This is a genomic window from Clostridioides sp. GD02367 (assembly GCF_045900275.1).
GTDB lineage: Bacteria > Bacillota > Clostridia > Peptostreptococcales > Peptostreptococcaceae > Clostridioides > Clostridioides difficile_A.
This window is the reverse complement of record NZ_JBJODK010000005.1, coordinates 120,992-144,483: the sequence shown is the minus strand read 5'-3', so window position 1 is coordinate 144,483 and position 23,492 is coordinate 120,992. Positions and strand designations below refer to the sequence as shown.

General features: G+C 29.0%; 24 protein-coding genes. 9 read left to right on the top strand and 15 right to left on the bottom strand.

The features are described 5' to 3' along the window. Window positions 1-8: 8 nt before the first annotated feature. Both Q3223_RS08825 and Q3223_RS08820 read left to right on the top strand, forming a co-directional pair. Window positions 9-992 carry a hydroxyacid dehydrogenase gene (locus Q3223_RS08825; protein WP_074179134.1) on the top strand — a complete coding sequence of 328 codons (984 nt, stop codon included), beginning with the start codon at window positions 9-11 and terminating at the stop codon, window positions 990-992. 33 nt (window positions 993-1,025) lie between these two features. Beyond that, entirely contained in the window at window positions 1,026-1,724 is a 699-nt protein-coding gene (locus Q3223_RS08820; protein WP_054269188.1) for an RraA family protein, read from the top strand. Between the two features lie 147 nt (window positions 1,725-1,871). Here the strand turns inward: Q3223_RS08820 and Q3223_RS08815 are convergent, their stop codons facing one another. Both Q3223_RS08815 and Q3223_RS08810 read right to left on the bottom strand, forming a co-directional pair. After that, window positions 1,872-3,761, bottom strand: coding sequence for a sigma 54-interacting transcriptional regulator (locus Q3223_RS08815; RefSeq protein ID WP_243194007.1), 1,890 nt, complete (start codon window positions 3,759-3,761; stop codon window positions 1,872-1,874). Between the two features lie 117 nt (window positions 3,762-3,878). Continuing rightward, on the bottom strand, window positions 3,879-4,259 hold the full coding sequence (locus Q3223_RS08810; protein WP_054269186.1) for a BlaI/MecI/CopY family transcriptional regulator: 381 nt from the start codon (window positions 4,257-4,259) through the stop codon (window positions 3,879-3,881). 341 nt (window positions 4,260-4,600) lie between these two features. Between Q3223_RS08810 and Q3223_RS08805 the strand changes: the two genes are divergently transcribed. From Q3223_RS08805 to Q3223_RS08790, 4 genes are all read left to right on the top strand, one after another. Further along, window positions 4,601-5,179: a WHG domain-containing protein gene (locus Q3223_RS08805; protein ID WP_054269185.1), complete on the top strand. Its 579-nt coding sequence runs from the start codon at window positions 4,601-4,603 to the stop codon at window positions 5,177-5,179. Between the two features lie 72 nt (window positions 5,180-5,251). After that, complete coding sequence (locus tag Q3223_RS08800) at window positions 5,252-5,929, top strand: isochorismatase family cysteine hydrolase (protein WP_407811864.1); 678 nt, start codon at window positions 5,252-5,254, stop codon at window positions 5,927-5,929. A 351-nt stretch (window positions 5,930-6,280) separates the two neighbouring features. Further along, window positions 6,281-6,574, top strand: a complete 294-nt coding sequence (locus tag Q3223_RS08795; protein ID WP_054269183.1) for a YciI family protein — start codon at window positions 6,281-6,283, stop codon at window positions 6,572-6,574. 369 nt (window positions 6,575-6,943) lie between these two features. Beyond that, window positions 6,944-7,279 carry an arsenic resistance protein gene (locus Q3223_RS08790; RefSeq protein WP_054269182.1) on the top strand — a complete coding sequence of 112 codons (336 nt, stop codon included), beginning with the start codon at window positions 6,944-6,946 and terminating at the stop codon, window positions 7,277-7,279. Window positions 7,280-7,535: 256 nt separating this feature from the next. Here Q3223_RS08790 and Q3223_RS08785 read toward each other — a convergent pair whose 3' ends face one another. From Q3223_RS08785 to Q3223_RS08760, 6 genes are all read right to left on the bottom strand, one after another. Continuing rightward, window positions 7,536-8,270 (bottom strand): MBL fold metallo-hydrolase, encoded by a 735-nt coding sequence (locus tag Q3223_RS08785; RefSeq protein WP_407811863.1) that lies wholly within the window; start codon window positions 8,268-8,270, stop codon window positions 7,536-7,538. A gap of 401 nt (window positions 8,271-8,671) precedes the next feature. Then, window positions 8,672-9,307 carry a DUF4405 domain-containing protein gene (locus tag Q3223_RS08780; protein WP_407811899.1) on the bottom strand — a complete coding sequence of 212 codons (636 nt, stop codon included), beginning with the start codon at window positions 9,305-9,307 and terminating at the stop codon, window positions 8,672-8,674. Between the two features lie 95 nt (window positions 9,308-9,402). Then, a complete protein-coding gene (locus tag Q3223_RS08775; protein WP_407811862.1) occupies window positions 9,403-9,996 on the bottom strand; it encodes a cyclophilin-like fold protein in 594 nt (197 codons plus the stop codon). Between the two features lie 93 nt (window positions 9,997-10,089). After that, complete coding sequence (locus Q3223_RS08770) at window positions 10,090-10,632, bottom strand: flavodoxin family protein (RefSeq protein ID WP_054269179.1); 543 nt, start codon at window positions 10,630-10,632, stop codon at window positions 10,090-10,092. A 35-nt stretch (window positions 10,633-10,667) separates the two neighbouring features. Continuing rightward, window positions 10,668-11,387, bottom strand: a complete 720-nt coding sequence (locus Q3223_RS08765; RefSeq protein WP_407811861.1) for a flavodoxin — start codon at window positions 11,385-11,387, stop codon at window positions 10,668-10,670. Window positions 11,388-11,401: 14 nt separating this feature from the next. Next, window positions 11,402-12,580 carry an iron-containing alcohol dehydrogenase gene (locus Q3223_RS08760; RefSeq protein ID WP_407811860.1) on the bottom strand — a complete coding sequence of 393 codons (1,179 nt, stop codon included), beginning with the start codon at window positions 12,578-12,580 and terminating at the stop codon, window positions 11,402-11,404. Window positions 12,581-13,040: 460 nt separating this feature from the next. Here Q3223_RS08760 and Q3223_RS08755 point away from each other — a divergent pair, with 460 nt between their 5' ends. Further along, window positions 13,041-13,637 carry a GNAT family N-acetyltransferase gene (locus tag Q3223_RS08755; RefSeq protein ID WP_054269176.1) on the top strand — a complete coding sequence of 199 codons (597 nt, stop codon included), beginning with the start codon at window positions 13,041-13,043 and terminating at the stop codon, window positions 13,635-13,637. Between the two features lie 3 nt (window positions 13,638-13,640). After that, window positions 13,641-14,153: an ATP-binding protein gene (locus tag Q3223_RS08750; protein WP_219673773.1), complete on the top strand. Its 513-nt coding sequence runs from the start codon at window positions 13,641-13,643 to the stop codon at window positions 14,151-14,153. Window positions 14,154-14,279: 126 nt separating this feature from the next. Here the strand turns inward: Q3223_RS08750 and Q3223_RS08745 are convergent, their stop codons facing one another. The 4 genes from Q3223_RS08745 to Q3223_RS08730 all read right to left on the bottom strand — a co-directional run bounded on the left by Q3223_RS08745 (window position 14,280) and on the right by Q3223_RS08730 (window position 20,402). Then, window positions 14,280-15,470 (bottom strand): hypothetical protein, encoded by a 1,191-nt coding sequence (locus tag Q3223_RS08745; RefSeq protein WP_054275892.1) that lies wholly within the window; start codon window positions 15,468-15,470, stop codon window positions 14,280-14,282. A 12-nt stretch (window positions 15,471-15,482) separates the two neighbouring features. Then, on the bottom strand, window positions 15,483-17,438 hold the full coding sequence (locus Q3223_RS08740; protein ID WP_407811859.1) for a prolyl oligopeptidase family serine peptidase: 1,956 nt from the start codon (window positions 17,436-17,438) through the stop codon (window positions 15,483-15,485). 146 nt (window positions 17,439-17,584) lie between these two features. Then, on the bottom strand, window positions 17,585-19,615 hold the full coding sequence (locus Q3223_RS08735) for a S9 family peptidase (protein WP_223152703.1): 2,031 nt from the start codon (window positions 19,613-19,615) through the stop codon (window positions 17,585-17,587). 136 nt (window positions 19,616-19,751) lie between these two features. Then, on the bottom strand, window positions 19,752-20,402 hold the full coding sequence (locus Q3223_RS08730; protein WP_054269171.1) for a GntR family transcriptional regulator: 651 nt from the start codon (window positions 20,400-20,402) through the stop codon (window positions 19,752-19,754). 499 nt (window positions 20,403-20,901) lie between these two features. On the opposite strand from Q3223_RS08730, the gene Q3223_RS08725 reads away from it, so the two are divergent. Next, the gene (locus Q3223_RS08725; RefSeq protein WP_054269170.1) at window positions 20,902-21,366 is read left to right on the top strand and encodes an N-acetyltransferase; all 465 of its coding nucleotides are present in this window, start codon (window positions 20,902-20,904) and stop codon (window positions 21,364-21,366) included. Between the two features lie 370 nt (window positions 21,367-21,736). On the opposite strand, the gene Q3223_RS08720 is transcribed toward Q3223_RS08725, so the two are convergent. The 3 genes from Q3223_RS08720 to Q3223_RS08710 form a co-directional block, all read right to left on the bottom strand. Further along, a complete protein-coding gene (locus Q3223_RS08720) occupies window positions 21,737-22,195 on the bottom strand; it encodes a hypothetical protein (RefSeq protein WP_054275887.1) in 459 nt (152 codons plus the stop codon). Window positions 22,196-22,593: 398 nt separating this feature from the next. Beyond that, window positions 22,594-22,815 carry a hypothetical protein gene (locus Q3223_RS08715; protein ID WP_407811858.1) on the bottom strand — a complete coding sequence of 74 codons (222 nt, stop codon included), beginning with the start codon at window positions 22,813-22,815 and terminating at the stop codon, window positions 22,594-22,596. Window positions 22,816-23,123: 308 nt separating this feature from the next. Beyond that, on the bottom strand, window positions 23,124-23,429 hold the full coding sequence (locus tag Q3223_RS08710; RefSeq protein WP_074179117.1) for a hypothetical protein: 306 nt from the start codon (window positions 23,427-23,429) through the stop codon (window positions 23,124-23,126). Window positions 23,430-23,492: the final 63 nt, after the last annotated feature.

Below are 23,492 nucleotides of genomic sequence, written 5' to 3'. Positions count from 1 at the left end.
GGAAGAAAATGGGTTGGAAAATATTATTGCCACAAGAAATAATGCAAGAAGGTAGAGATTACTTAGAAGGTAGAGGACATGAACTAATAACTGGTTCAGGTATGGATACTAAAGATATAATAAATGATATAAAAGGTATTGATGCAATTATAGTTAGGTTATCTAAAATAACAAGAGAGGTATTTGAAGCTGCTGATAACTTAAAAGTAATAGTACGTCATGGTGCAGGATTTGATACTGTAGACTTGGAAGCTGCAAAAGAATTTGGTGTTCAAGTATTGTATTGTCCAGTAGCAAATAGTACTTCTGTTGCAGAAGTAACACTAATGTATATGTTATATTGCTCTAGAAATTATACAAAAGTAAGAAAAAGCTTTATAGAGGACTATTATAAAGCTAAATTAAGAACTCCTAAATGTGAGCTTGATGGAAAAACTGTAGGAATTATTGGATGTGGAAACATAGGTTCAAGAGTTGCTAAGATGTGTATGGATGGATTTAATATGAAAGTGGTTGCATATGACCCATATAAATCATCTAAAGATTTCCCAAAAGGCATAGAAGTAACTAGGGATATAGACAAGATATATAAAGAAAGTGATTTTGTTTCTGTTCACTGTCCAACAACTTCTATTACTAAAAACTTTATAGGAAAAGAACAGTTTAATATGATGAAAGAAACAGCGTTTTTTATAAATGCAGCAAGAGGAAGTGTTGTAGATGAACAAGCCTTATATGAAGCATGTAGAGATAATATTATAGCAGGTGCTGGTTTAGATGTATTACAACAAGAACCAGTTGATTCAAAAAATCCTATATTGTATTTAGATAATGTTGTGGTATCTCCTCATATAGGAGCAGCAACTAAAGAAGCTACTAATAGAGCCTCTTTACACTCTGCAATTGGAGTTAATGAAGTATTTGAAGGTAAAAATCCTACATGGCCAGTAAAATCAATAGATTGGGATAATGCAACTATATACAACGATTAGTAAATAATAAACACTTATTAGGAGGAATTTAAAATGACAATAGGAAATAGAGTATATTTAAAAAGAGACTTACCAGATAAAGAACTTGTAAAAAGATTCAGTGTATTACCAGCAGCAAATGTGGGAGATTGCATGTATAGGTCAAGTGCATTAAGTTCAGAAATAAAGTTAATGTCTTCACCACAAAACAAAATGTGTGGAGTTGCATTAACAGTAAAATCAAGACCAGGAGATAATTTAATGCTTCATCAAGCTCTTAATATAGCTCAAGAAGGAGATATAATAATACTATCTAATAATGGAGATAGAACACAAGCTATTATGGGAGAGATAATGTACAAATATCTTGCAGATTTCAAAAAAGTAGCTGGAATAGTAATAGATGGTCCAATAAGAGATATTGATGTTATATCAAAGTCTAATTGTCCAATATATGCTACAGGAACTACTCCAGGTGGTCCATATAAAGAAGGTCCTGGTGAGGTAAATGTTCCTATATCTATAGGTGGGATTGCTGTTAATCCAGGTGATATAATACTGGGAGACCAAGATGGTGTAATCGTAATTCCTAAAAATGATGCAGTAGACCTTATTGAGAAAGCAGAAGCAAATGCTCAGCAAGACCATGCTAAGGTGGTAAAGGCTTCTGAAGGAACTGCAAATAGAGATTGGGTAAAAGAAACGTTAGAAAAAAAAGGTGTAGAAATTATAGATGATGTTTACAGAGCATAATAATAAATGACCTCTACTCTATATCTATAAAATATTTATACATATAAATTTCAAAATACGATTAACTATCAATTTAGTTAATCGTATTTTTATTTTATTTAATTATTATTTTACTTATAAAATACTAGTACTTAATTATTATTTTATTTAATTAGAAAGCTCATATTTTTTAAGTTTACGCCAAAGAGTAGTAGTACTAATCCCTAGTTGACTTGCAGTGGCAGATTTTACTCCATTATTTTTCTCCAGTGTTTCAAGAATTAATTTTTTTTCATAATTTACAATCTTATTATCCACCAAAGTAGGAGAATAATCGGTTGTTGGTGCTGAATTTGTATCCTTTCTAAAATGTGGTTCAGAAATTAAGATGTCAGAAACCAAGTATTCATCTATAAAATTATCATCACACATAACGACCAATCTCTCCACTATATTTTTTAACTGTCTTATATTACCAGGAAAATCATATCTACTTAATAGTTTAAGTGCAGAATCAGATATTGAAACTGGTTTATTATATTGAGATATAATAGCATATGTCAGTTGCTCTATATCTTCTTTTCTCTCTCTAAGAGGAGGCAAATCCAATTTCAACACACAAAGCCTGTAAAATAAATCTTCTCTAAAGTTGTTATTGTCAATCTGCTCTACTAAATTTTTATTAGTAGCTGTTATAACCCTTACATTAATAGGTACAACTTTAGTATCACCTATTCTAGTAACTTCTCTCTCCTGCAATACTCTAAGCAGTTTGACTTGTACATCTTTAGAAATCTCTCCTATTTCATCTAAAAATATAGTTCCATTATGTGCTAATTCAAATACACCTGCTTTGCCTTCGTTTCTTGCACCTGTAAAAGCACCTTTTACATACCCAAACAGTTCACTTTCAAGTATGTTCTCAGGTATCGCTGCACAGTTTATAGCCACAAAAGGTCCATCAAATCTATTACTGTAATTATGGATACTTTGAGCAAATATTTCTTTACCAGTACCAGATTCTCCAGTAATTATAATTGTGGAATCAGATTTAGCAAATTTCTTTGCCATGTTTACTGAGTGCATTAATGCATCACTCGAACCTAATATATCATTAAAAGAACTCTTTGCACAATGAGATTTTGAAATCAGACTTTCTCTTATTTCTTTTTCTGTAGATTGAATATTTTCTATGTCTTGTATAATTGCAACACATCCAAAATGTAAATTATCAATTATAATCGGAAAACAGTCAAATGTAAGAGAAGAACCTTTAAAATTAATTATGTTATTGCATAGAGAGTGTCCATTTTTAAGTGAATCTAAAATATCACTAGAGGTTAAATAATCTTTTATAAATTTATCAACTTGGTTAAATAGTAATCTTTTTGCTTGATTATTTATAAAAAGTTGTGAGTGATTTTTATCAATGGCGATTATCCCACTATGAGTACATTCTAAAATTTCCTCTGTAATAGAGTTATTTATTCTCTTTTCAATTCCTATGTTATATAGATGAATTGCTTCATTGATAGATGCATGAATAGAAGATTTTTCTACTTCAGTTTCTATACAAGGTTTATTATATTTAGAAGTGATTTCTTTTGTTGTTTTACCACCTATGAAAATTTCAATACCATCATCAATTAATTCTTTTATTGTATGTTCAAACTCATAAAGAGAATTTAACTTAGGTATTTCTAAATCAAAATTTGAGATTTCTTTGAATCGTTTAGCTGTCTTATATGATGATTCTAGACCTATAAATCCTATTTTTGAGGAATACTTAAGTGCTTTTTTATATGAATAAAATATATCTTCGTATTTGTATCCAATATCTACTATTGGTATTGAAACGTTTTTGCGCAATAAATCAACATTTTGACCACGAGTAATTATTACTTTAGTACCTAAGTTAATTAGATTGTCTGCTAGTTCTATGGTTTCTTTACCTGTAGCAATATATGATGGAATTTTTATGTGTAATTCTTCAAGCACTTCATATACAGTATCTGAAAATAGCTTAGAAGGAGCAATAACTACTATCTCATTTTTCATATTACAAAACCTCCTTTTATTGATTCCTATATAACTGGTTTCTTATTTTATATTAAATTTACACAGTTAAAAAGAGCTTTATAACTGTAAATAAACCATTATAAAACTCTTTTTAGATTATATACAAACTTCTTCCCAGTTTATCACCCAATTTTCCAATGAGTCTATCTTCTCTGCTGTTAACTCCTCTTCATGAAATGACACTAATAAATTCTTTATAAAAATATTCTTCAAAAGGCTTTGTACATTTCTTGATATAAATTCAAAGTACGAATTTTCTTTGATTGCAACGGTATAGTATGTACATTTACTCGTTTCTTGTACGTATAAGAATTTTTTCTTTGATAATTTTGATAGAGTTTTTAAAGCTACTTTCTCTGGTAAATTATGCTCTTCTTGCATATAATCAATAACCTCATATGAATTTGTTTTTATATCTAAATTCCAAATAAATTTCATAATAACTAACTCTAATTTTGATAATTTTTTTAAACACATAGTTATCACTCCACTTCCTTATCTATATAATTAGATATTACAGTAATAATTTCACAAAATCAATTACAATAATTATTATATATCGTAAAAATAATAAAAAAATATTTATAAGGTAACAAAGTTCACAATTATTATATTTTTCAACTTAAGTATTATAAAACTTTCAAATTGTAGTATATAAACTATTATCTAAAATACTTGTAATGCTATATTTAATATCTAAATCAAAGATACAATTTAGAATAAATTATATCTTTTACTATGTTTACTTGACAGTGTTTTTTTTAGAGTATAAAATAGTACTTGTTAGATAACAATTACTATTTTAAGGAGTTGAGCTTATGCCACCTAAAATAAAAACAGATAGAGATGCAATCATAAATGCAGGATTTGAAGTAGCCAAAAATGAAGGTGTTACTGTCATCACTGCTCAGAAAGTTGCACTAGTACTAGGTACATCAGTTGCCCCAATTTTTCGAGAATTCCAGACAGTTGAAGATTTGCGTGTTTCTGTAGAGGAAAAAATCCATACATTTCATACTCAATATATCAGTGATTATCCTTCTCAATATATCGGTGATTACTCTTTAGATGATTCTGCTTTTTTAACTTATGGACTTGGATATATTAACTTTGCCAAAGAATACCCAAATTTGTTTGAAGCTATTATGCAACATAGTACTATAAATTATAATTTAAATGAACAAGCATCTAAACAACTTGATTTTGTGGTGAATAGTGCTGCTAGTGAAGGTTCGCTTAGTTTTGAACAGGCAAAAGAATTATTTTATAATATATGGATTTATACTCATGGTATTGCTTGTTTAGTCTACAAAGGAAGTCTAATTCTTACAGTTGAAGAAGAAAAACAACTACTTATTACTGCTTTCAATGCTTTTATTACAAAGTACAAAAAGTAATAGCACATATCATTAAAAATAAAAGTAATATTATCCAAATATTAAAAATATAAACTAAAAGGAGACTTATTTATGAAAGGTTTCTATACTTTTGTACAACTATGTAGTATTATCATATTTGCTGCATTGTGTTCTTTTACGCCCACTGCCATATCATACTTTCTTCTTATAATTTTGATTATTAGAATGATTGTATTTATACGCACTACAAAAGGAGAAAAAATACAAGATTTTCAAGAACCTCAAAAGATTTTGTTGGTTATTGATATGCAAGAAGCTATGTGTGGAAAAGATGGAATTTATCCTCAAAAAGAGGAATTTGTAAGTAGTGTAAATAGAATTATCATTGAAGCTAAAGAACAAGGACAAAAAATAGTATATATCTGTCAAGAATTTCATCACTTTGATTTTCTATTTTGCCTTATTTCAATGGGTGGTTGCCTTTTTCAAGGGTCAAAGGGAGCTTCCATTTGTAGTGATTTAAAGGTCGAAAATAATGAAGTGTTTGTTAAACATCAGCAAGATTCCTTTACATCCAAAAGTTTTAGTGAATCTCTAAAAGAAAATAAAGTTGATACAATCTCAATTGTTGGATTAGACTCTTCAGCTTGTGTTTATAAGACAGCATTAGGAGCAATAAACAGAGGGTACCATGTTAATATCATAAAGAATGGTGTTCTTGGTAAAAGTGTAAATTCTACAGAAAAGGCTTTAAAAAAATTATCAACAAAGGGTGTTTCAATTTATTAGCTCAGAAATAGTAAGTTTTAATTAATGACAATTAGTGAACTAAACTAATTGTCATTAATTCTATAAAATCATAATTAAACTAATTTGTTAACTCAAAATACTAATATAGTATTATACCACATTTCCTAAAGCTTACCTACCTTAGTTGCAAAATGTGTTACACCTAAACATCCAATGGCTTTGACCAATACTTCTTGAATGATTACCTTTTTTATAACATTATACTTTGTTTTATTTTTTAATAAAATTTAACATCATACAATCGTATTACATTAGCTTTATATTTGACTTTGTAACTTAGAAGTGATAGTTTAAATGTATTAAATATACTTTATCTAAGGAGATGTACATATGGTAATAGTAAATATAACATATACAGTTGAACTAAATAAAATTGAAGAAAAACTAGATGCACATATAGAATTTTTAAATAAATATTATGCAAATAATAAATTCATATGCTCTGGAAGAAAAAATCCTAGAATAGGTGGAATAATTTTATGCAATGCTGATAAAGAAGAAGTTAATAAAATTATCCAAGAAGACCCTTTTTATATTAACAAACTTGGTGATTACGAGATTATTGAGTTTGAACCATCAAAGATTAATAATAAATTAATAGTTGAAAAGTTAAAAGATTTATAGATTACATAAATGAGTATATTAATTTAATATTAAAATTAACTACTAAAATGCCCTTATAATTCTAATGAATGATTATATGGGCATTTATTTTGTGCAAAATACACAATACGTAATTATTTTTTAAATGAGTTTTTAAAAATCAATTATCGTGTTATAATTTAATAATTGATATGAATTTTCAATTAAAATTAATTTTCGAATAAAGGAAGTCTACATGGAAGAAGTAAATAAGTTTCAGAGTTTTATTATTTTAGGAATGGTACTTCTAGGTATCTTAATGGGTCAAATAGAATTCATACAAATATATTCAGAATAACTTCAAAGGCATGTGATTTCCAAGGATATTTTTTAAACATAGCTATAGTTGCAATGTTCGCATCTCAAGGAAAAATACTACTAGAAAATTATCAAATCTTATTTATTTTACTAGTACCAATATTAATATTTTTTATTATAAACTTTATTTTTGTTAGAGTTATAAGTAAAGCAATTAATCTAAGTTATGAGGATAGTGTATCCCTAAATTTAACTACACTTGCTAGAAACTCTCCAATAGCATTAGCTATTGCAGTAGCTACTTTTCCAGATAAACCTTTAATATCGTTAGCACTTATAATCGGTCCTTTGATAGAGTTACCTATATTATTTTTAGTTACTAGAATTTTATTAAAAATAAAAGGTATGAACAATATGATTAGCAACTAACTTCGACTTTAGAGATATGTTTGTAATAAATTTAATAACCTTAGAACTTAAAGATTTAATATCAAAATTAATATCCTTACAACTTAATAACATCTTTAGAACTTAAAAAAATCCTTAGAATTTAAATAAATAGATTCTAAGGATTTTTTTATTACTTATCTTTAATTTTCCTGCTTCACATTCAGGCATTATTTTAAGTAATTTAAGAAATTATTGTAGATTATTTTAAATCACATAATACTATTTGATAATAATACTATTCAATAACTATATTTTTTAATGCCTCAGTTATATTGTTTTGAAACAATCCGCCATGACTAAAAACTACTTCCTCTATATCATAATTACTTATATTTTTGATAGCATCTGCCAATTCTTGTTTGTTGCTATGCATCACATCAACTGGCTCGAGTTCCCCATCCTTTATCTGTAACAAATCACCAGCAATAAGTACTTTAGATTTCTTTAAATAAAGGCATATATGACCTCTAGTGTGACCACCTGTATGTATGACTTCTACTTCCTCGCCTAAATTTAAAACTTCATGGTCATCCAAAGATACATCTACTTTAGTATATGATGACTTAAACCCAAGTCCCATAACATTTAACATACTAAGCATCTTATCATCAATATTATTCACCATTTGTTCTAGCATATAAAGTTTATAAGGAGTCTCTTCCCCTGTTATATAGCTAATTTCACTTTTGTATGCGTATACTTTGATATTATTTTCAGACTTTTCTCTTAAGTAATTTATGTTTCCTATATGGTCTATATCATGATGAGTGATTATTATATTTTTTAATTTATCGAAGCTTGTATTACTTTTTTTAAGAGCCTCAATTATCAACTCTCCTTGACCTGGAAGACCAGTATCAACAAGAGTTGCCTCATCTTCTGTATAGATTACAGGAATATACATAACTTTATTTTCTCCCAATACATGTGATGAAACTTTTAAAACATCTAATCCTTTTGTTAAGTTCATAATATTTCTCCTTATAATTACTTAATTAGAGGTTAATTTAATTAAAGAAATTGAAAAAACATAGATTAGCCTCTAGTTATATTTTATTAATAAAAAATTGTTAATACCTAGTATATCACTTAAGTTGAGGGATTACTCGACTTGATTTTTTTGTTATTTTGTGGTATAGTAATTAGTATAGAAGCAAGTAATTACAAGCTTTACAACTACTTTTATTTTTTCTTATTATACTTTGATTTACTCTGGTATTGATATTATTAAAACTAAAAGTACATTAAAATAATATGAAAAAAGATTACACTACATTATAGATGATTATTTATAAAGAACAGAATATTATTTAATTAATAAAAAACATTAGCCATATGACTAATGTTTTTTTAATTTATATGCATATTGATTCAGTTATGTAATGCTTTAGATTTCTGTTTTAACAAGGCAATTTTTTGAAAATAATTTGAAATACAGCTCACAATACACACAATCATCCCCATAATTGACAAATAATCAATAAAAAACAAAATTATTGAGCGTTCTTTATCAAAGAATACAAATTGATTAACAAGAAACATATAATCTATAATGTTTTGCTGTACAAATGCATAAATACCATAAACAACTACCACAGTAGAAATGCTTCTTAAAATACAAACTCTAATTTTTGAATTTTTAATATAAAACATACTATTTACAGTATTTATCATGATTCTCCAGTGAAGACCAAGATGTATTGACATCAGCACAACCCCCCAATAAGAAGCAAGTAAATGTACTATTCTGGCTAATGATATACCATTATGTATTGGCAGAAAAACAAAAACATGATTTGAGAGAATTATTCCACTGAGCATTAAACATACCATACAAACAAGTAATAGAATATTTACTATGAGTAGGATAATTCTAGTACATGAATACCGACCTTTTAGTATATTTTTATACCACCTATAATTTAAAATATTATGTAGAATGAATATAATAAATATCGTTAATCCTAGCCATTCGTGTGCAGATTCGCCAACCAGTTCATATGCCATTATAATTGGTAACATCCCAATCATTTCAACATCAAGAAGGATTTGTAAGGTTCTTTTTGGGGACATATTTAAGCACTCCTTTAAAGTATATAACTTTACATTTTTTCTATAGTAACTCTAACTCCCTTCTCCATATTACTCAACTCTTCTAAACCAGATTCAAAATGCCCCATAGGAATCAATCCATTGGCATAAGGTTGGTCTTTGTAATATATTGCTAGATTACCCCAAGGACCATAACATGTAATATCTCCAATATCTGGGTTATAGCCACTAGGTGATTCTTTTTGAGAAAGTTCTGTTGGAGTATAGGCAATTTTTTCTGCACCTGCAAAGTCGTCAAAGGAAACTGTTATTGGAAGCTGAACAATCAAACTTTGCGTGGTTGGATTATTTTCAAGCACAGCAATTGCTTCTTTATCATCAAATGTTAACTTAATACGGACTTCATGTTCATTTATTTTGTCATGGCTATTTACTTTGTCATTAGAATTTACTTTATTAGTAGCATTTATTTTATTAGTAGTATTTATTTTATCAGTTGCATTTGTACTTTGATTATTTGGGGCTTGAGATACATTTAAATCATTCGCCTTTGTCTTCGCTGATGATGTATTGTTACATGCTGATAAAACAAAGCTACTAGTTAATATAGCCAAAAATATAATCCATTTTCTTATTTTATGCATACAAAATTCTCCTTTTATCGATAAGTAAATCTTATTTGCTAATCAATGAGTTTCACGTTTTTCAACAATTTATTTTCTTATATGTTAGTTTTCTTAAATAGATTTTCCCATTTCGTAAGCTTGTTTCAGTATATCTGTATCATTTTTAATTGCACCAATTTGGTCTAACCCAGTTCCTCTTACTACACCAGCCAATCTTGCTTTTTCAAAACAGTCAATCCATCCCTGCAACCCTTTAAGTGCACCATCCATGGCACTTTCATTAACATCTGCTGCTGTTGCAAGTAAATAAATATCACTAAAAGTATACTCCGCTGGAAAAATTGGATTCGTTCTATCCAAAAGTGTTTTCATTTGTCCAGTCATTTCATAAAAATATATTGGACTAGCAAATACAAGTACATCAGAATTACACATTTTTTTAATGATGTCATTTGCATCATCTTTTAGTACACATTGACACGTTGTTTGGCAAGCAAGACAGCCAATACAAAAATTAATATTTTTATCATACAGAGTAATCTTTTCCACTTCATTACCTTGCTCTCTTGCCCCTCTTGCAAATTCATCTGCTAGTTCTTCAGAATTTCCATTTTTTCGTGGACTAGTAGATATGATACAAACATTTTTTCCCATACTTTTATTCCCCTTTTCGATTAATTATTATATATTTATTTTGTTAATCCAAGATTAGACAACCATGTGTTTATCTCATCTTCTGTACCATCTGGAAGTGTTTGACTAATAGCTAGACCATCTTTAATTGTAGCTTGAGGCTGTTCTTTTCTAATATTCTCAATACTGTTTGAAAATCCACTACCACCACTAGTACAAAATGGTATGATAATTTTATTTGAGAAATCATATTCTTCTAAAAAACTGTACACTGCCATTGGCATGTCACCCCACCAATTAGGATATCCAAGGAAAATTATGTCATAAGAGTCTATATCACTTCTATTATTTAAAAGTACTGGACGAATGTTATCATTTCGTTCATCACGACCTTGATTTTCAATAACACTATAATCAGATGGATATTTATTTTCCATTTCTATAAGAGATATATCACCACCAGTTTTACTTTGAATCATCTTTGCAACAATTTCAGTATTTCCTTCAATTACATTGTTTCTAATATTTATACTTGCAGAGGATACAGCTTCTGTTTCATTTGGAGTATCTGAATTACCAATACGAGAAAAATAAGCAATTAAGATACGTGAATCTTCTATTTTAATTTTTTCATTATCAGATTTTAACGATTCACTCGTTTCAGGTGTTTTACTTTGAGTAGATTCTGATTCTTGTTGTTTTTCACATGCAACAAGAAAAAATATCAATGTAGAACAAAGAACCACACCTATTAGCTTTTTGTAATAATTTATCATTTGTATATCACTCCTTAATTGTATGCTTTTTCAAAAACTGCAACACATTCTTCATGACTCATTTCACAAGGGTTTGCAAGGAATAGACCACCCATAGTATCACGAGCATTTTTTGCTAAGACATCAAGTTCTTCATAAACAATCCCATAGTCACTCATCTTCAAGTTATCAACGCCACATGCTTTTTGTAAGTTTACTAGTGCTGTGATGAAATCTTCTGGCTTTGAGGCATTCTCCATACCCATAGCCTGTGCCATTCGTATAAATCTTTCATCACAAGCATGTTTGTCAATAAAAAATTCATAAAATGCTTTTGATATCATAATTAGACCTGCTCCATGAGGAAGATTCTGATGATATGCACTCATAGCATGTTCCATTGAATGTTTGGCTATAGTGCTAGTGATTACCATTGCTTGACCAGATAATGTATTAGCAAAAGCAACATGTTCTCTTGCTTTCATATCTTTTCCATTTTTCACTGCACGAGCAAGATAATTTGCAATATTTTCGATAGCAGTTAAAGCAATCATATCACTCATAGGATTTGCAAATTTACTAATATATACTTCTGTTGAATGAAATAGAGCATCAAAACCTTGGTATGCAGTGTACTCTGAAGGCACAGTTACCATAAGCTCAGGGTCTACAATCGCTAATACAGGAAAAAGTCTATCATCTCCACCAAATCCCATCTTCTCATTTGTTTTATCATTGGTAATAACGCCCCATTGGTCAACTTCTGAACCAGTTCCAGCAGTAGTAGTAATACATACAATTGGAAGAGGATTTTTTGCAATCATTTTTTCTCCACCTGTGCCACCAAACATATAATCCCATATATCTCCATCATTTGTGGCCATTGCAGCCATTGCTTTTGAGGCATCCATTACACTACCACCACCTAGAGCAACTATAAAATCACATTTATTGTCACGTGCTACTTTAGCCCCCTCCATGATAGTAGATTTAATGGGATTTGCCTGTACTTTGTCAAACAGTACAAATTCTACTCCAGCAATTTTAAGCTGTTCTTGTGTTCGATTAAGAGCTCCACTAGTATGCGTAGATTTTCCATTTGATATGACAAGCAATGCTTTTTTCCCTGGTAACCCCTCACTATGGAGTTGATTTAGTTGCCCACATCCAAACTTTACACGTGTTGGTATAAAAAAATTAAAGTTAGTATTCATTTTATTCACCTTTCCTTTTTGTATTTTAATTTTTATTTTCGGTGTTAAAAATCAAGTAACAAAGTTTTTGATTTTTATTAATTTTACTAAGAAACACATACCTATAATTTAAGGAGCATATACCCATAATTTGATAATATGATGTACTCACTTTAAATTTTAGATAATAAAACTATATTGATTTTGTTTATCAATTATAGTATCATCCCTTTAAACTACATTATAGAATCTGACTATTTAAATATCAAATACCTATATTAAATCTGTTGTTATGCTTTATAAGCATAGTTTTTATTTCTATTTAATTATCACTCACTTTACAACCCTTTCACTTTTGATGAATCATGACATAAAAGTAACCTAATCAAAGTAGAAAAAATGACTAGAATATGAAACCATAGTATAATCTATTACAAGAAGTTAGCTGATAAATTTTGACTTTGAAAGGAGAATAAGGAATATGATATTTAAAAATACTCCTGAACTAAAAACAGAAAGACTCATATTAAGAAGGTTTACTGAGAATGACATAGGAGCTTTGTTCACAATTTACAGTGATAAAGATGTAAATACTTATTTGCCATGGTTTCCCCTTAAATCACTGGAAGAAACAAAGGTGTTTTTTGAAAAAAAGTATGTAGAAGCATATAAAAACTCTCATGGATATAACTATGCCATTTGCTTAAAAAACGACAATATCCCAATAGGTTATGTCAATGTAAGTATGGATGATAATCACGATTTTGGTTACGGACTGTGTAAAGAATTTTGGCACAAAGGTATTGTGACTGAAGCAAGTAAAGCAGTTGTCGAACAGTTAAAAAGAGATAGTATCCCTTATATTACTGCCACACATGATATTAAAAATCCACGTAGTGGTAATGTAATGAAACAACTAGGTATGAGCTATCAATATTCTTATGAAGAACAATGGCAACCAAAAGATATATTAGTTACATTTAGAATGTATCAACTAAATCTTGATGGTAGGAATGATAGAGTATATAAAAAATACTGGGATAATTCAGCAGTTCACTTTATTGAAAGAGGTGTTTAAATTATGATTATTTTAATTGCAGGTGCTTCTCATACTGGAAAAACTTTATTTGCACAGAAAATATTAGAAAAATACAAATATACATATTTATCTATTGACCTATTAAAAATGGGACTTATACGAAGTGGAAACACTAAGTTAACACCAGAAGATGATGAAGAACTTGTACCCTATCTATGGTCTATCGTTAAAGAAATTATAAAAACAGCTATTGAAAATAATCAGAACCTTGTAGTTGAGGGATGCTATATTCCATTTGATTGGCAAAAAGATTTTGATAGTAAATATATAAAAGAAATTCAGTATTATTGCCTTGTTATGACTAAAGATTATATAGAAAGACATTTTTCAGATATTAAAAAATATGCAAATGCCATTGAAAGTCGATTGGATGATTCATTCTGCACAATGGAATCCACTATTGAAGAAAATACTAAAAATCTACAAATGTGTAAAAAGTATGACTGTAATTATATCTTAATAGAAGATGAATATACTGTAGATATTAGTTTTTAAGATTATATTTTTGTTAATTTTAAAATATAACGAGATGAAAAAGGAAAAGCGGTATAACATAAAGTAGATGTTATACCACAAAACCTTAAAAGAGATATTCTTATTATTACATTATTACAAACCCCTCTACAACATAGGTACCATAATACCAGCTACTACAATCGAAATCATACAAGCCATACCACCAACTACTAATTTAGGCATTATTTTAGACATCAAATATGCTTTTTCTTCTTCCGTTTCTCCAATAGCATTACACACTTCATTTGAAATCAAATATGTAGTCGGAAATCCCAACATTTGACAGAACCCTACTCCAAAAGCAAGAGGCTTAGAACCAATAATTTTCCAACCTGGAAGTACCTTCATCACAAGGAATATACCAATAATAGAAACTGCGAACATACCTACAATTGGTACAAACAGACTAATTAAATCTCCCAAAGAAACTTTTGCTAAAGAAGGAATAACGGCTGCAAATACAACCATATTGATAAAACCTTTGATTTTCCCTTTTTCTAAAATATCTTTTGGTACAATACCAATACGAGTTACAAGAACACCAACTATAAGACATACAATAGAATAATTCACATGGATAAGCTCTGAAAGCTCATATCCCAAATAAGAAAATATAGCTATGAAAAATATACAAACATTTGTAGAATAATATTTATCATACTTCTCACAGAATACTTGCTTTACTTTTTCCCCTGTACTTTCTGCTTCTTTCTTATCATTATCGACATTGGCTAAATCAATCCCCTTTGCCTTTGCTTCATGATACTCTACTAAAAGACGATTTGCTTCTTGTAGTGCAGCTCTAGAGGCAATTGGTGTCCCAACAAACTTCTGGATTGCAAATACAACTGTTGCTGTAGCTGCTGCAAGTGTCAATCCTTTTTCTAATGCTGCTTGTGTCATGATAGTAGTGGCAGGTAATGCCCCATTTATAACTGGTATACTTGTCAACACTGTTGCTTTTCCAAACAAAGGAATACAAAGTGAAACACAAACTATAACTGCCACAATCCCAAGCCATGCTGTCAACACAGTTCTCCATTCATCTATAAACTGTCTAACATTCAACATTGTTCCCATACTAAACATAATCATTGGAACACTCCAACTTGCAGCTGCTGTCATACCTGCTCTTTCAATAATATCCCCTGGTATTACCTTTGTAACAAACAGAATCAAAAATAAAAGTAATGTCACAAATACAGCTGAAACTTTTGCTTTTGTTTTACTTGCAATCAAATCCCCAATAGCAAATAAGATTAATACAACACTAAACCATAATAACATATCACTCATAGAATAACCCCCTTATAAATATCTTTCAAACCAATCTACAATGGCATTGGCACGTACAACTCTATTAGATGGTCTTCCGTTTCTAGACAATCCATGTGTATCCCCGTGGAATAAATACATTTCCGTATCTACACCAATCTGTTTTAATGCTGTAAACATCTGGAAGGTATCTCCCATAAAACATCTATAATCCCTATCACTATGTAAGAATAAAGTTGGTGTCTTTACATTTTTTACATACTTAATAGGTGAATGGTTCCAAAGAACTTCTTCATGATTCCAAGGTGTCTTATCTCCACAAGTTTGCTTCATAATTCTATCCCCAAAGTCGATAATTAGGGAAGCTGTAATCAAGTTACTAATACCTCTTTGAGAAGCAACTGCCTTGAAACGGTCTGTATGACCAATTATCCAGTTTGTCATATAACCACCATAACTTCCACCTGCAACACCTAAACGGTCTGCATCAATCCCAGGGTATCTCTCAATACAAGTATCTACAAATTCCATAAGATGGTCATAATCAACATATCCCCATCTTTCTACCATTTCCAAAAACTCTTCACCATAACCGTCACCACCATGAGGATTACAATAAATAACATACATTCCTTTTGCAGCTACACACTGCTTTAAGTGTGTAAACATGTAACCATATGCCCACTTAGGTCCACCATGAATGAACAATACAGCAGGATATTTTTCACCTTCTTTTGCATCTATTGGTGGTATAACAAAACCATCAACTTCTTCTTTATTTTTTGCTACAAATGTTAATTTCTCAGGTAGTGAAACCTTATGACTATCCAAATATGGCTTAGAAAAAGAAGTCATTTTTTTCATTGCACCAGTAGCCATATCAATGCTATATATTTCTGCCAACTCATAATCTTTCAGCATGATTGTGTACATAGTGTTGTCATAAATATCAAAAGATGTAAAAGCATCCACTTTTGTGATGATACGTATATTACCTGTTTTTGTATCAAACTCATCAAACTCTGTCATAGTTCTGCAAATTCTTGCTCCAATAAACTTATCTCCTACGACTTTATTACTACGTCCACCACCATATACTGCATCTACATCCAGTAATGTAGCATACATCCCATCTGGGCTGGCAATCATATTTATTTCGCCAGTATTCAAGTCAAGCATGAAAATATCATGATTTTGTGTAATAGAACGGTCTAATATAGACGCTTGTAACATTACTCTATCTTCACCAATATATTTAACTAAGCTGATTTGATATTTTCCTTGTGGTATGAGTTCTCTTGTTTCACCACTATCTACATGGTACTCCCAAAGACCAGAGAAAGGTGTTGCACAATCTTCATAAATCTGACCTGAATATAAAATTCTTTTTTTATCAGGAGAAACATCTACACCTGCTACCTCACAATACTTTGGTGTAATAACTTTTGTTTCTTTTTTTCCTTCTTGATACAATTCTAATGTTACACGTCTTCTTTGAGAGAAGTTTTCCCCATCTCTTATAAAAGGTTTATCTGTAAATGTCCAGTAATCTACTCCTTCTACTGCTCTGTCTAGTTCTGCTTTTTTTATATCTGTTGGATTTTTTGTTGTAAATAACCATAATTTATTTCCAAGTGATATGGGTATGCTACAAGTTTTTGGAATAGAAAATGCTTTCTTTGCTTCTCCCCCTTTTATAGAAATAGTATAAAAATCTGTTGTACCTGCTTTTGCTTTATCTCTTTTAGATGTAAAAAGAAGCTCTGTATCAGAAATCCAGCTAAATGATGTTACATCTTTTGTTTGTGTCATATGTATTTGTTTTTCTGTTTTAACATCCATAGCATATAGGTCATGTTCATAGCAATCTTTTTCCTCATTGATATTTGATATAATATAAGCAATATGACTTCCATCAGGTGAACAAGAAATATCATGTGGGAATATATATTCAAAAATATCTGAACTTTCAATCTTTAGTTTTTCCATTTTTCTATTCTCCTTTCTTTATTGTCTTTCTTTCTGTATCATTTTCTTTTTTTCTTTGCTATTCTCTTTATCTAGAAGTACTTTTTAATTTATATTATTGTTTTTCCTTAATACTCATTTTTGTCTTTCATTAATGCATATTACTTTTATTCTTTTATGTACATTGAAAACCAATCCATCATTTCAACTAGTCTTTGTAGCTTTTGTTTTGGTCTACCTGAACGAGATAACTCGTGATTTTCTCCTTCAAAGAGACAAAGTTTTGTAGGACATCCATGAATTTTTAGTGCAGAAAACATTTGGAATGCTTCTTGCATATAACATCTATAATCTTTTTCACCATGTAAAAATAAAGTTGGTGTAACACACTTATCAGCATAAGCGAGAGGAGATTGTTTCCATTGCAATTCGTGGTCTTCCATATGAGAAGCACCTGTTTGTCCTTTGCAGAAATAGTAACCAATGTCTGTTGTACCTTCCATACCACTCCAGTTTGCAATAGAACGCTGAGCACAAGCAGCAGCAAAGCGGTTTGTATGACCAATTATCCAATTTGTCATAAATCCACCATAGCTTCCACCTTCCACAGCTAATTTTGTTTCGTCAATATCTGTGTATTTTTCAAGCACTGTATCTGTAAATTCCATAAAATCTATATAATCAATATCCCCAAATTGTTTTCTAATATCTGCAAAATCATTGCCTCTACCTTCAGAACCCCTTGGGTTACAGAAGAAAACAAAGTAACCTTGACTTGCAAATACTTGCATCTCATGCATAAAATATGGTCCATATGTTAATCTTGGCCCACCATGAATCGCCAATATAGCTGGATATTTTTTCCCTACTTCATAATCTACTGGTTTATATACATATCCTTGTATCGCCCAGTTAGAACTTCCTTTTGATTCGATATATTCTGGTACAGAAATTTTATATTCCTCTAAAATATGGTCATTTAAATGTGTTTTCTTACACAATGCTCCATTTTCTACTGTATAAACTTCAGGTAAGCTGTTTTCTGAACAACCTATACATACAATGTTTCCATCTTTTACGTCTATAAATTCAACTGAACCTGTTTGTGTAACTCTTTCCTGTTTTCCTGTTGGAATATGTATTCTTTCAATAATGCAATCCATATTTACTGTAGAAGTATAATAAATATATTCACCATCTACCTTGCTTGTCTGACCAGCACCCATTTTAACATCAGATGTTACTGTGTTTCCAATACAATGATGCTGATGTTTTGAAAGTAACTTCATTTCTTTTGTATCAATATCTACTGTATAAAAATCTCCATTTTCTCCATTTCCATAAGATAAAGCATCAGTCAAATTTAGTACTGCTTGATTTTTGTATAATTCAAAACCTTTTACAATATACTTATCTTTTTCTAAGATACAAACATTCTCATCAGTATTTGTATCAAATACATAAACACCATTCTTTAAACCTTTTACATCTTCAAATTCTTGACCCACATATAAGATTTTGCCATCATTTATTTTTATACCTACAACATTAAACATAGGTGCTGTGATTGGTTTCAAATCTTTAGTGTTACTGTCATATATGTATAGACGCTTTCTTTTTCTACTAATATATCCTTCACCATTAACAGCATAAGGAATTTCTTTGAAGTGCTCATAGTGTCTATTGTTATAAGCATTTATTTTTTTCTGCTTCTCTTCTTCTGACAATCCTTCTACAACAGGTCTATCATTATCATAAGAGTCAATAACTGCGTACAAACCTTTTCCTATAGGGTTTAATTTACCACCTTTAATGGGTAAGGTAAAAAGTTCCTTTGCTTCTCCACCATGTAAAGATAAAGCATAATAACTCATACATTGCTTACCGTTTTTGATAGCTTCTTTTACTTTTTCATTTCTCAAAGCAGGAAATAAAATAGTATTTTCATCTTCCCAAGCATATGCTCCTACAGAGTTTATAGATGTTAATTGTTTTAGTTCACCACTCTTATTGTCTAATACATAAATTTGGCTTGTGTAATTATTCTCTTTGATATCTGCTTTTTTTACAACGAATGCTGTATATCCTCCATCTGGCGATAACTGGCAATCACTCACAAATTGATATTCCAAAAATGTTTCATTTGTAAATAGCTTCTTCATAGTCTTTTCTATCCTTTCTGTAATAATTTTATTCAAACTCTCTACCACCTCTTTCATTTTTTATTTTAAATTTAAAATTTTTTATTTTAAATTTAAAATAAAAAATTTTATAAAGGCTATTTTTTTAGGAAGCCTTATGGCTTCCTGTAATATATAGAAATCTCTAAGTACATTATTCATCTTCACAAAAGCGTTTAATAGTTCCTTGAATATGACTTCTTAATTTCTCCACTGCTTTTTTTGTATCTCTGCTTTCAATAAACTTCAATATTTCAAAATGGTCTTGCACTGTTCCCTCATAATTACGATTTTTTAATGGTCGTATCAGATAATTAACTACTACAAATCTTCCTTGTATACCAACATATACATCATTTAAAATCTCATTATTAGCACCTTCAACAATAGCCTTATGTAATTTTAAATCTGTCAATGCAAGTTCTACAGATTTTTCTTGTTTATAGAACTCTTCACATTTAGCCGAATATCTTTTTATCACTTCTAGCTTTTGTTGAAATACTTCTTCTTCCTCTTGCATCATTTTTTCTAAGGCATATGTTTCAATCAGTGTTCTTGTTTCACAAACTTGCTTTACCATATCGTATTCATACTCTGGTACATACACTTTTCCATTTGTCATAATAGTAAGCACACCATCTTTATTTAACATTTTTACTGCTTGTACTACTGGTGTTCTGCTTACTTCAAATTTTTCACAAAGGTCATTTAGTAAGATTTTTTGACCTACAGAGTATTCACCACGAATAAGACTTTCAATAATCTTATGATATAAAATTTCATCTAAATTTGATTTTACTTTCACTACTATCACCTTATTTCTATTCTTTTGCCATATTATAATAAAAACATAATTTCTAAAATAGTATTAGACAAATTACACTATAAAAGCTTATTATGTCTTAATAATTGGAATAATATGTTACAAAAAGTATAGCATCTTTTTATTCTTTCCGCAATAAATAAAAAATAAAAAATTTTAAATTTAAAATTTTTTATTTTTCTATTTTTAATTTAGATTTTTAATATGTTTATATTATCATTAATATATTTTAAATTTTATACTGCATAAGTTTTATATTTATGAGTTTTATATTTGATTGATATGTATTTTGGTACTCGCCCAAGATACTTTTATTTTATTAAATAAGTCTTTGCTAATTTTAATACTTTTATTTGATTTTCTAATGAAAATTTTTTATAATAAAAACTTATACATTATGATTATACTCTACTTTAAGTATGCATACAGAAGAAAAATAGATACATAAATATTAAAATTTGATTTGAAATTAGGAGAATATATGAAACTAAATAAAGTTATATTTACAGAAGAACATGTTATAGAAATTACTAATTGGAAATATGAGGGGGAATATTCAATATACAATCTGCCTTCATGGAATGAGATTAAAAAGAATAATTTATCACTAGCAAAAGAAGATAAGAGAAAAAATTTTATAAGTTTTATAGATGACAATAAAGAATTGATAGGTTTTATAAACTTATTAGATAAAGGAAGCTCTGTATACTTTGGTATTGGTATAAAACCAGATTATTGTGGAATGGGAATTGGTAAAGAAATAATTAGTTTAGGCTTAGAAGAATGTAGAAATAAATATAGTACTAAACCTGTTGTATTAGAAGTAAGAACCTGGAATAAGAGAGCTGTAAAATGTTATGAGTCCCAAGGATTTAAAATAGTTGAGACTAAGATACAAAAAACGTATTTAGGGGATGGAGAATTTTTTGTTATGAGGTATAAATAGTTTCAAAATTAAGTGACCTATTTTTACAACTCTAAGATACTGAATATCTAATAAATTCTTTTAAGTTCATTATATATTTTTATTTCTAGGTGAAATCTGCTACTATGTATATATAGTTTTAAAGTCTAAGATAAGGAGAATTAATATGTCAAATGATATTAAATTAATAAAAAAAGAGATAAGTAAAAACCAAATAAAAAATGGTTCTTATTTTTAAATATATATGATTAAATTAGATACAATGAAACAGTTAATCTTATAATTCTTAACTATTGAATTAAACTAAAAAAAGCAGTTAATCTTATAAGATTAACTGCTTTAAAAATCAGAATTTTAGATTTTGATGATTAATATTTAATTATAACTCTCATTATAATGTAATTGACAATCTTTCAAATGCGGACTTTGCCTCTTCTTCTCCAGACAAGCTACCTATAACTACACCTGTATTTGAGTCCTTAACCCAAAGAACAAAGTTATTTTCTGTACCAGCTTTACCTTCAAATTCGTAAAAGAAATACTTATTTTCATCTTTCTCTTTATCTTCAAGAACTTTTACTCCTTTAGCAGTCTTTATACTTTGATATTTTTCATAACCTTCTTTTGTAGTAAATATCCCTTGTAATACTTCCTCATCATCTTTTTTTACAGTAAACTTTCCATCTTTCTGTGTCAATGAATAGCCATCTGAAGTGTCTAATTTTACCTTTATCTTATCACCAGTTTCAACCTCAAATGTATATGACATTGCAGAGCCAGAACAAGAAGTTAACATTATAGTAAATAAAAGCATTAGAAACAAAAGTTGTATCTTTTTATGTAATTTCATATTATACTTACCTCTCCATTAGAATAAATATCAATTATTTTTTAAAATTTTAACTTTATAAAATCTAAAAATATGTTTATTTATCCTAATATTTATTTTATTAATAAAATAGACTTTAAAAACTTTCTCTATTAATTTTGTACATCATACTTGCTTAAAATAGATTATTTAAGTGTAAAATTTAGTAAAAATATACTTTGACTATATTTAATTTTGTCATCAAATCATCATTACAATTATAATATCTACTTCCAAATTCCGATTTGGTTGTATTGTAGCATATCCATATATCAAAGTCATTGTTTTATTTTTAAATATACCCCCAAGCAAATACTTTATCAGTATTTACACTACTTAATAATAACTTACAACTAAAATATAATGGCCTATAAATTAAGCTATACGTCACCAATTTTATCTGTATCTTCAATTTTTAATGTACAAATAAACGCATCTTTAATAAAATCAATTAAAGATACTATATAATCTTTAATATTTTCTTTCGGCATCTCTTCATGAAAGATATGAATAATACCAAACACCAAAAACTTAGTATCAAGAGTCACATTTGTATAATGAAATACATTTTCTCTTACACCTTGCTCTATAATTGGAATCATAACATCAACCAGTTACTTAACAACATTGTCTAGTCTACTTGCTCTTATATCAGAATTTTCATTATATCTTTATTCAAATTCATGGTGCTTCATTTTGTATTCAAACATACGCTTTATAATGGTATTTACCTTACATAATATATTATTACTTTTATTTCTAAAAATTATATTACATATAAAAAAGAAACTACATTCCAGCTTTATACAGAACATAGTTTCTCTAAAAATAATCGAATTTGGATTTTAAATAACTAAAAACAAAACCTTACTTGTTTTTAATCTTCCAATTTTTATAGTAGATAATTTAGTTAATTAACTCTTAAATGTTTGTCTTCTTTAACAAATTTTCTTCTTATTAAGAAATATGCAACTATTACAACAAGTTCTATAGCTAAAAACATGCCGAAAGTAGCTATAGAATCTACACTCTCTATGCCATTTCTGAAGAAAATTAAAGCCACTCCTGCTGCTATAATACCTACAGCATTTTTTCTTACAGCATTTTGACCAAATCCATAAAAAGAAGGAAAACCTCCTTTTATCTCAATGAATGTCAAAATTAATCCAATAGCTATAAATAATACTCCTACAACTTCCATAATCATACTAGGCATTTTGCACCCTCCTTATTAGAAAATTAACTACTACTATAAAAATATTCATTATTTTTATAATTA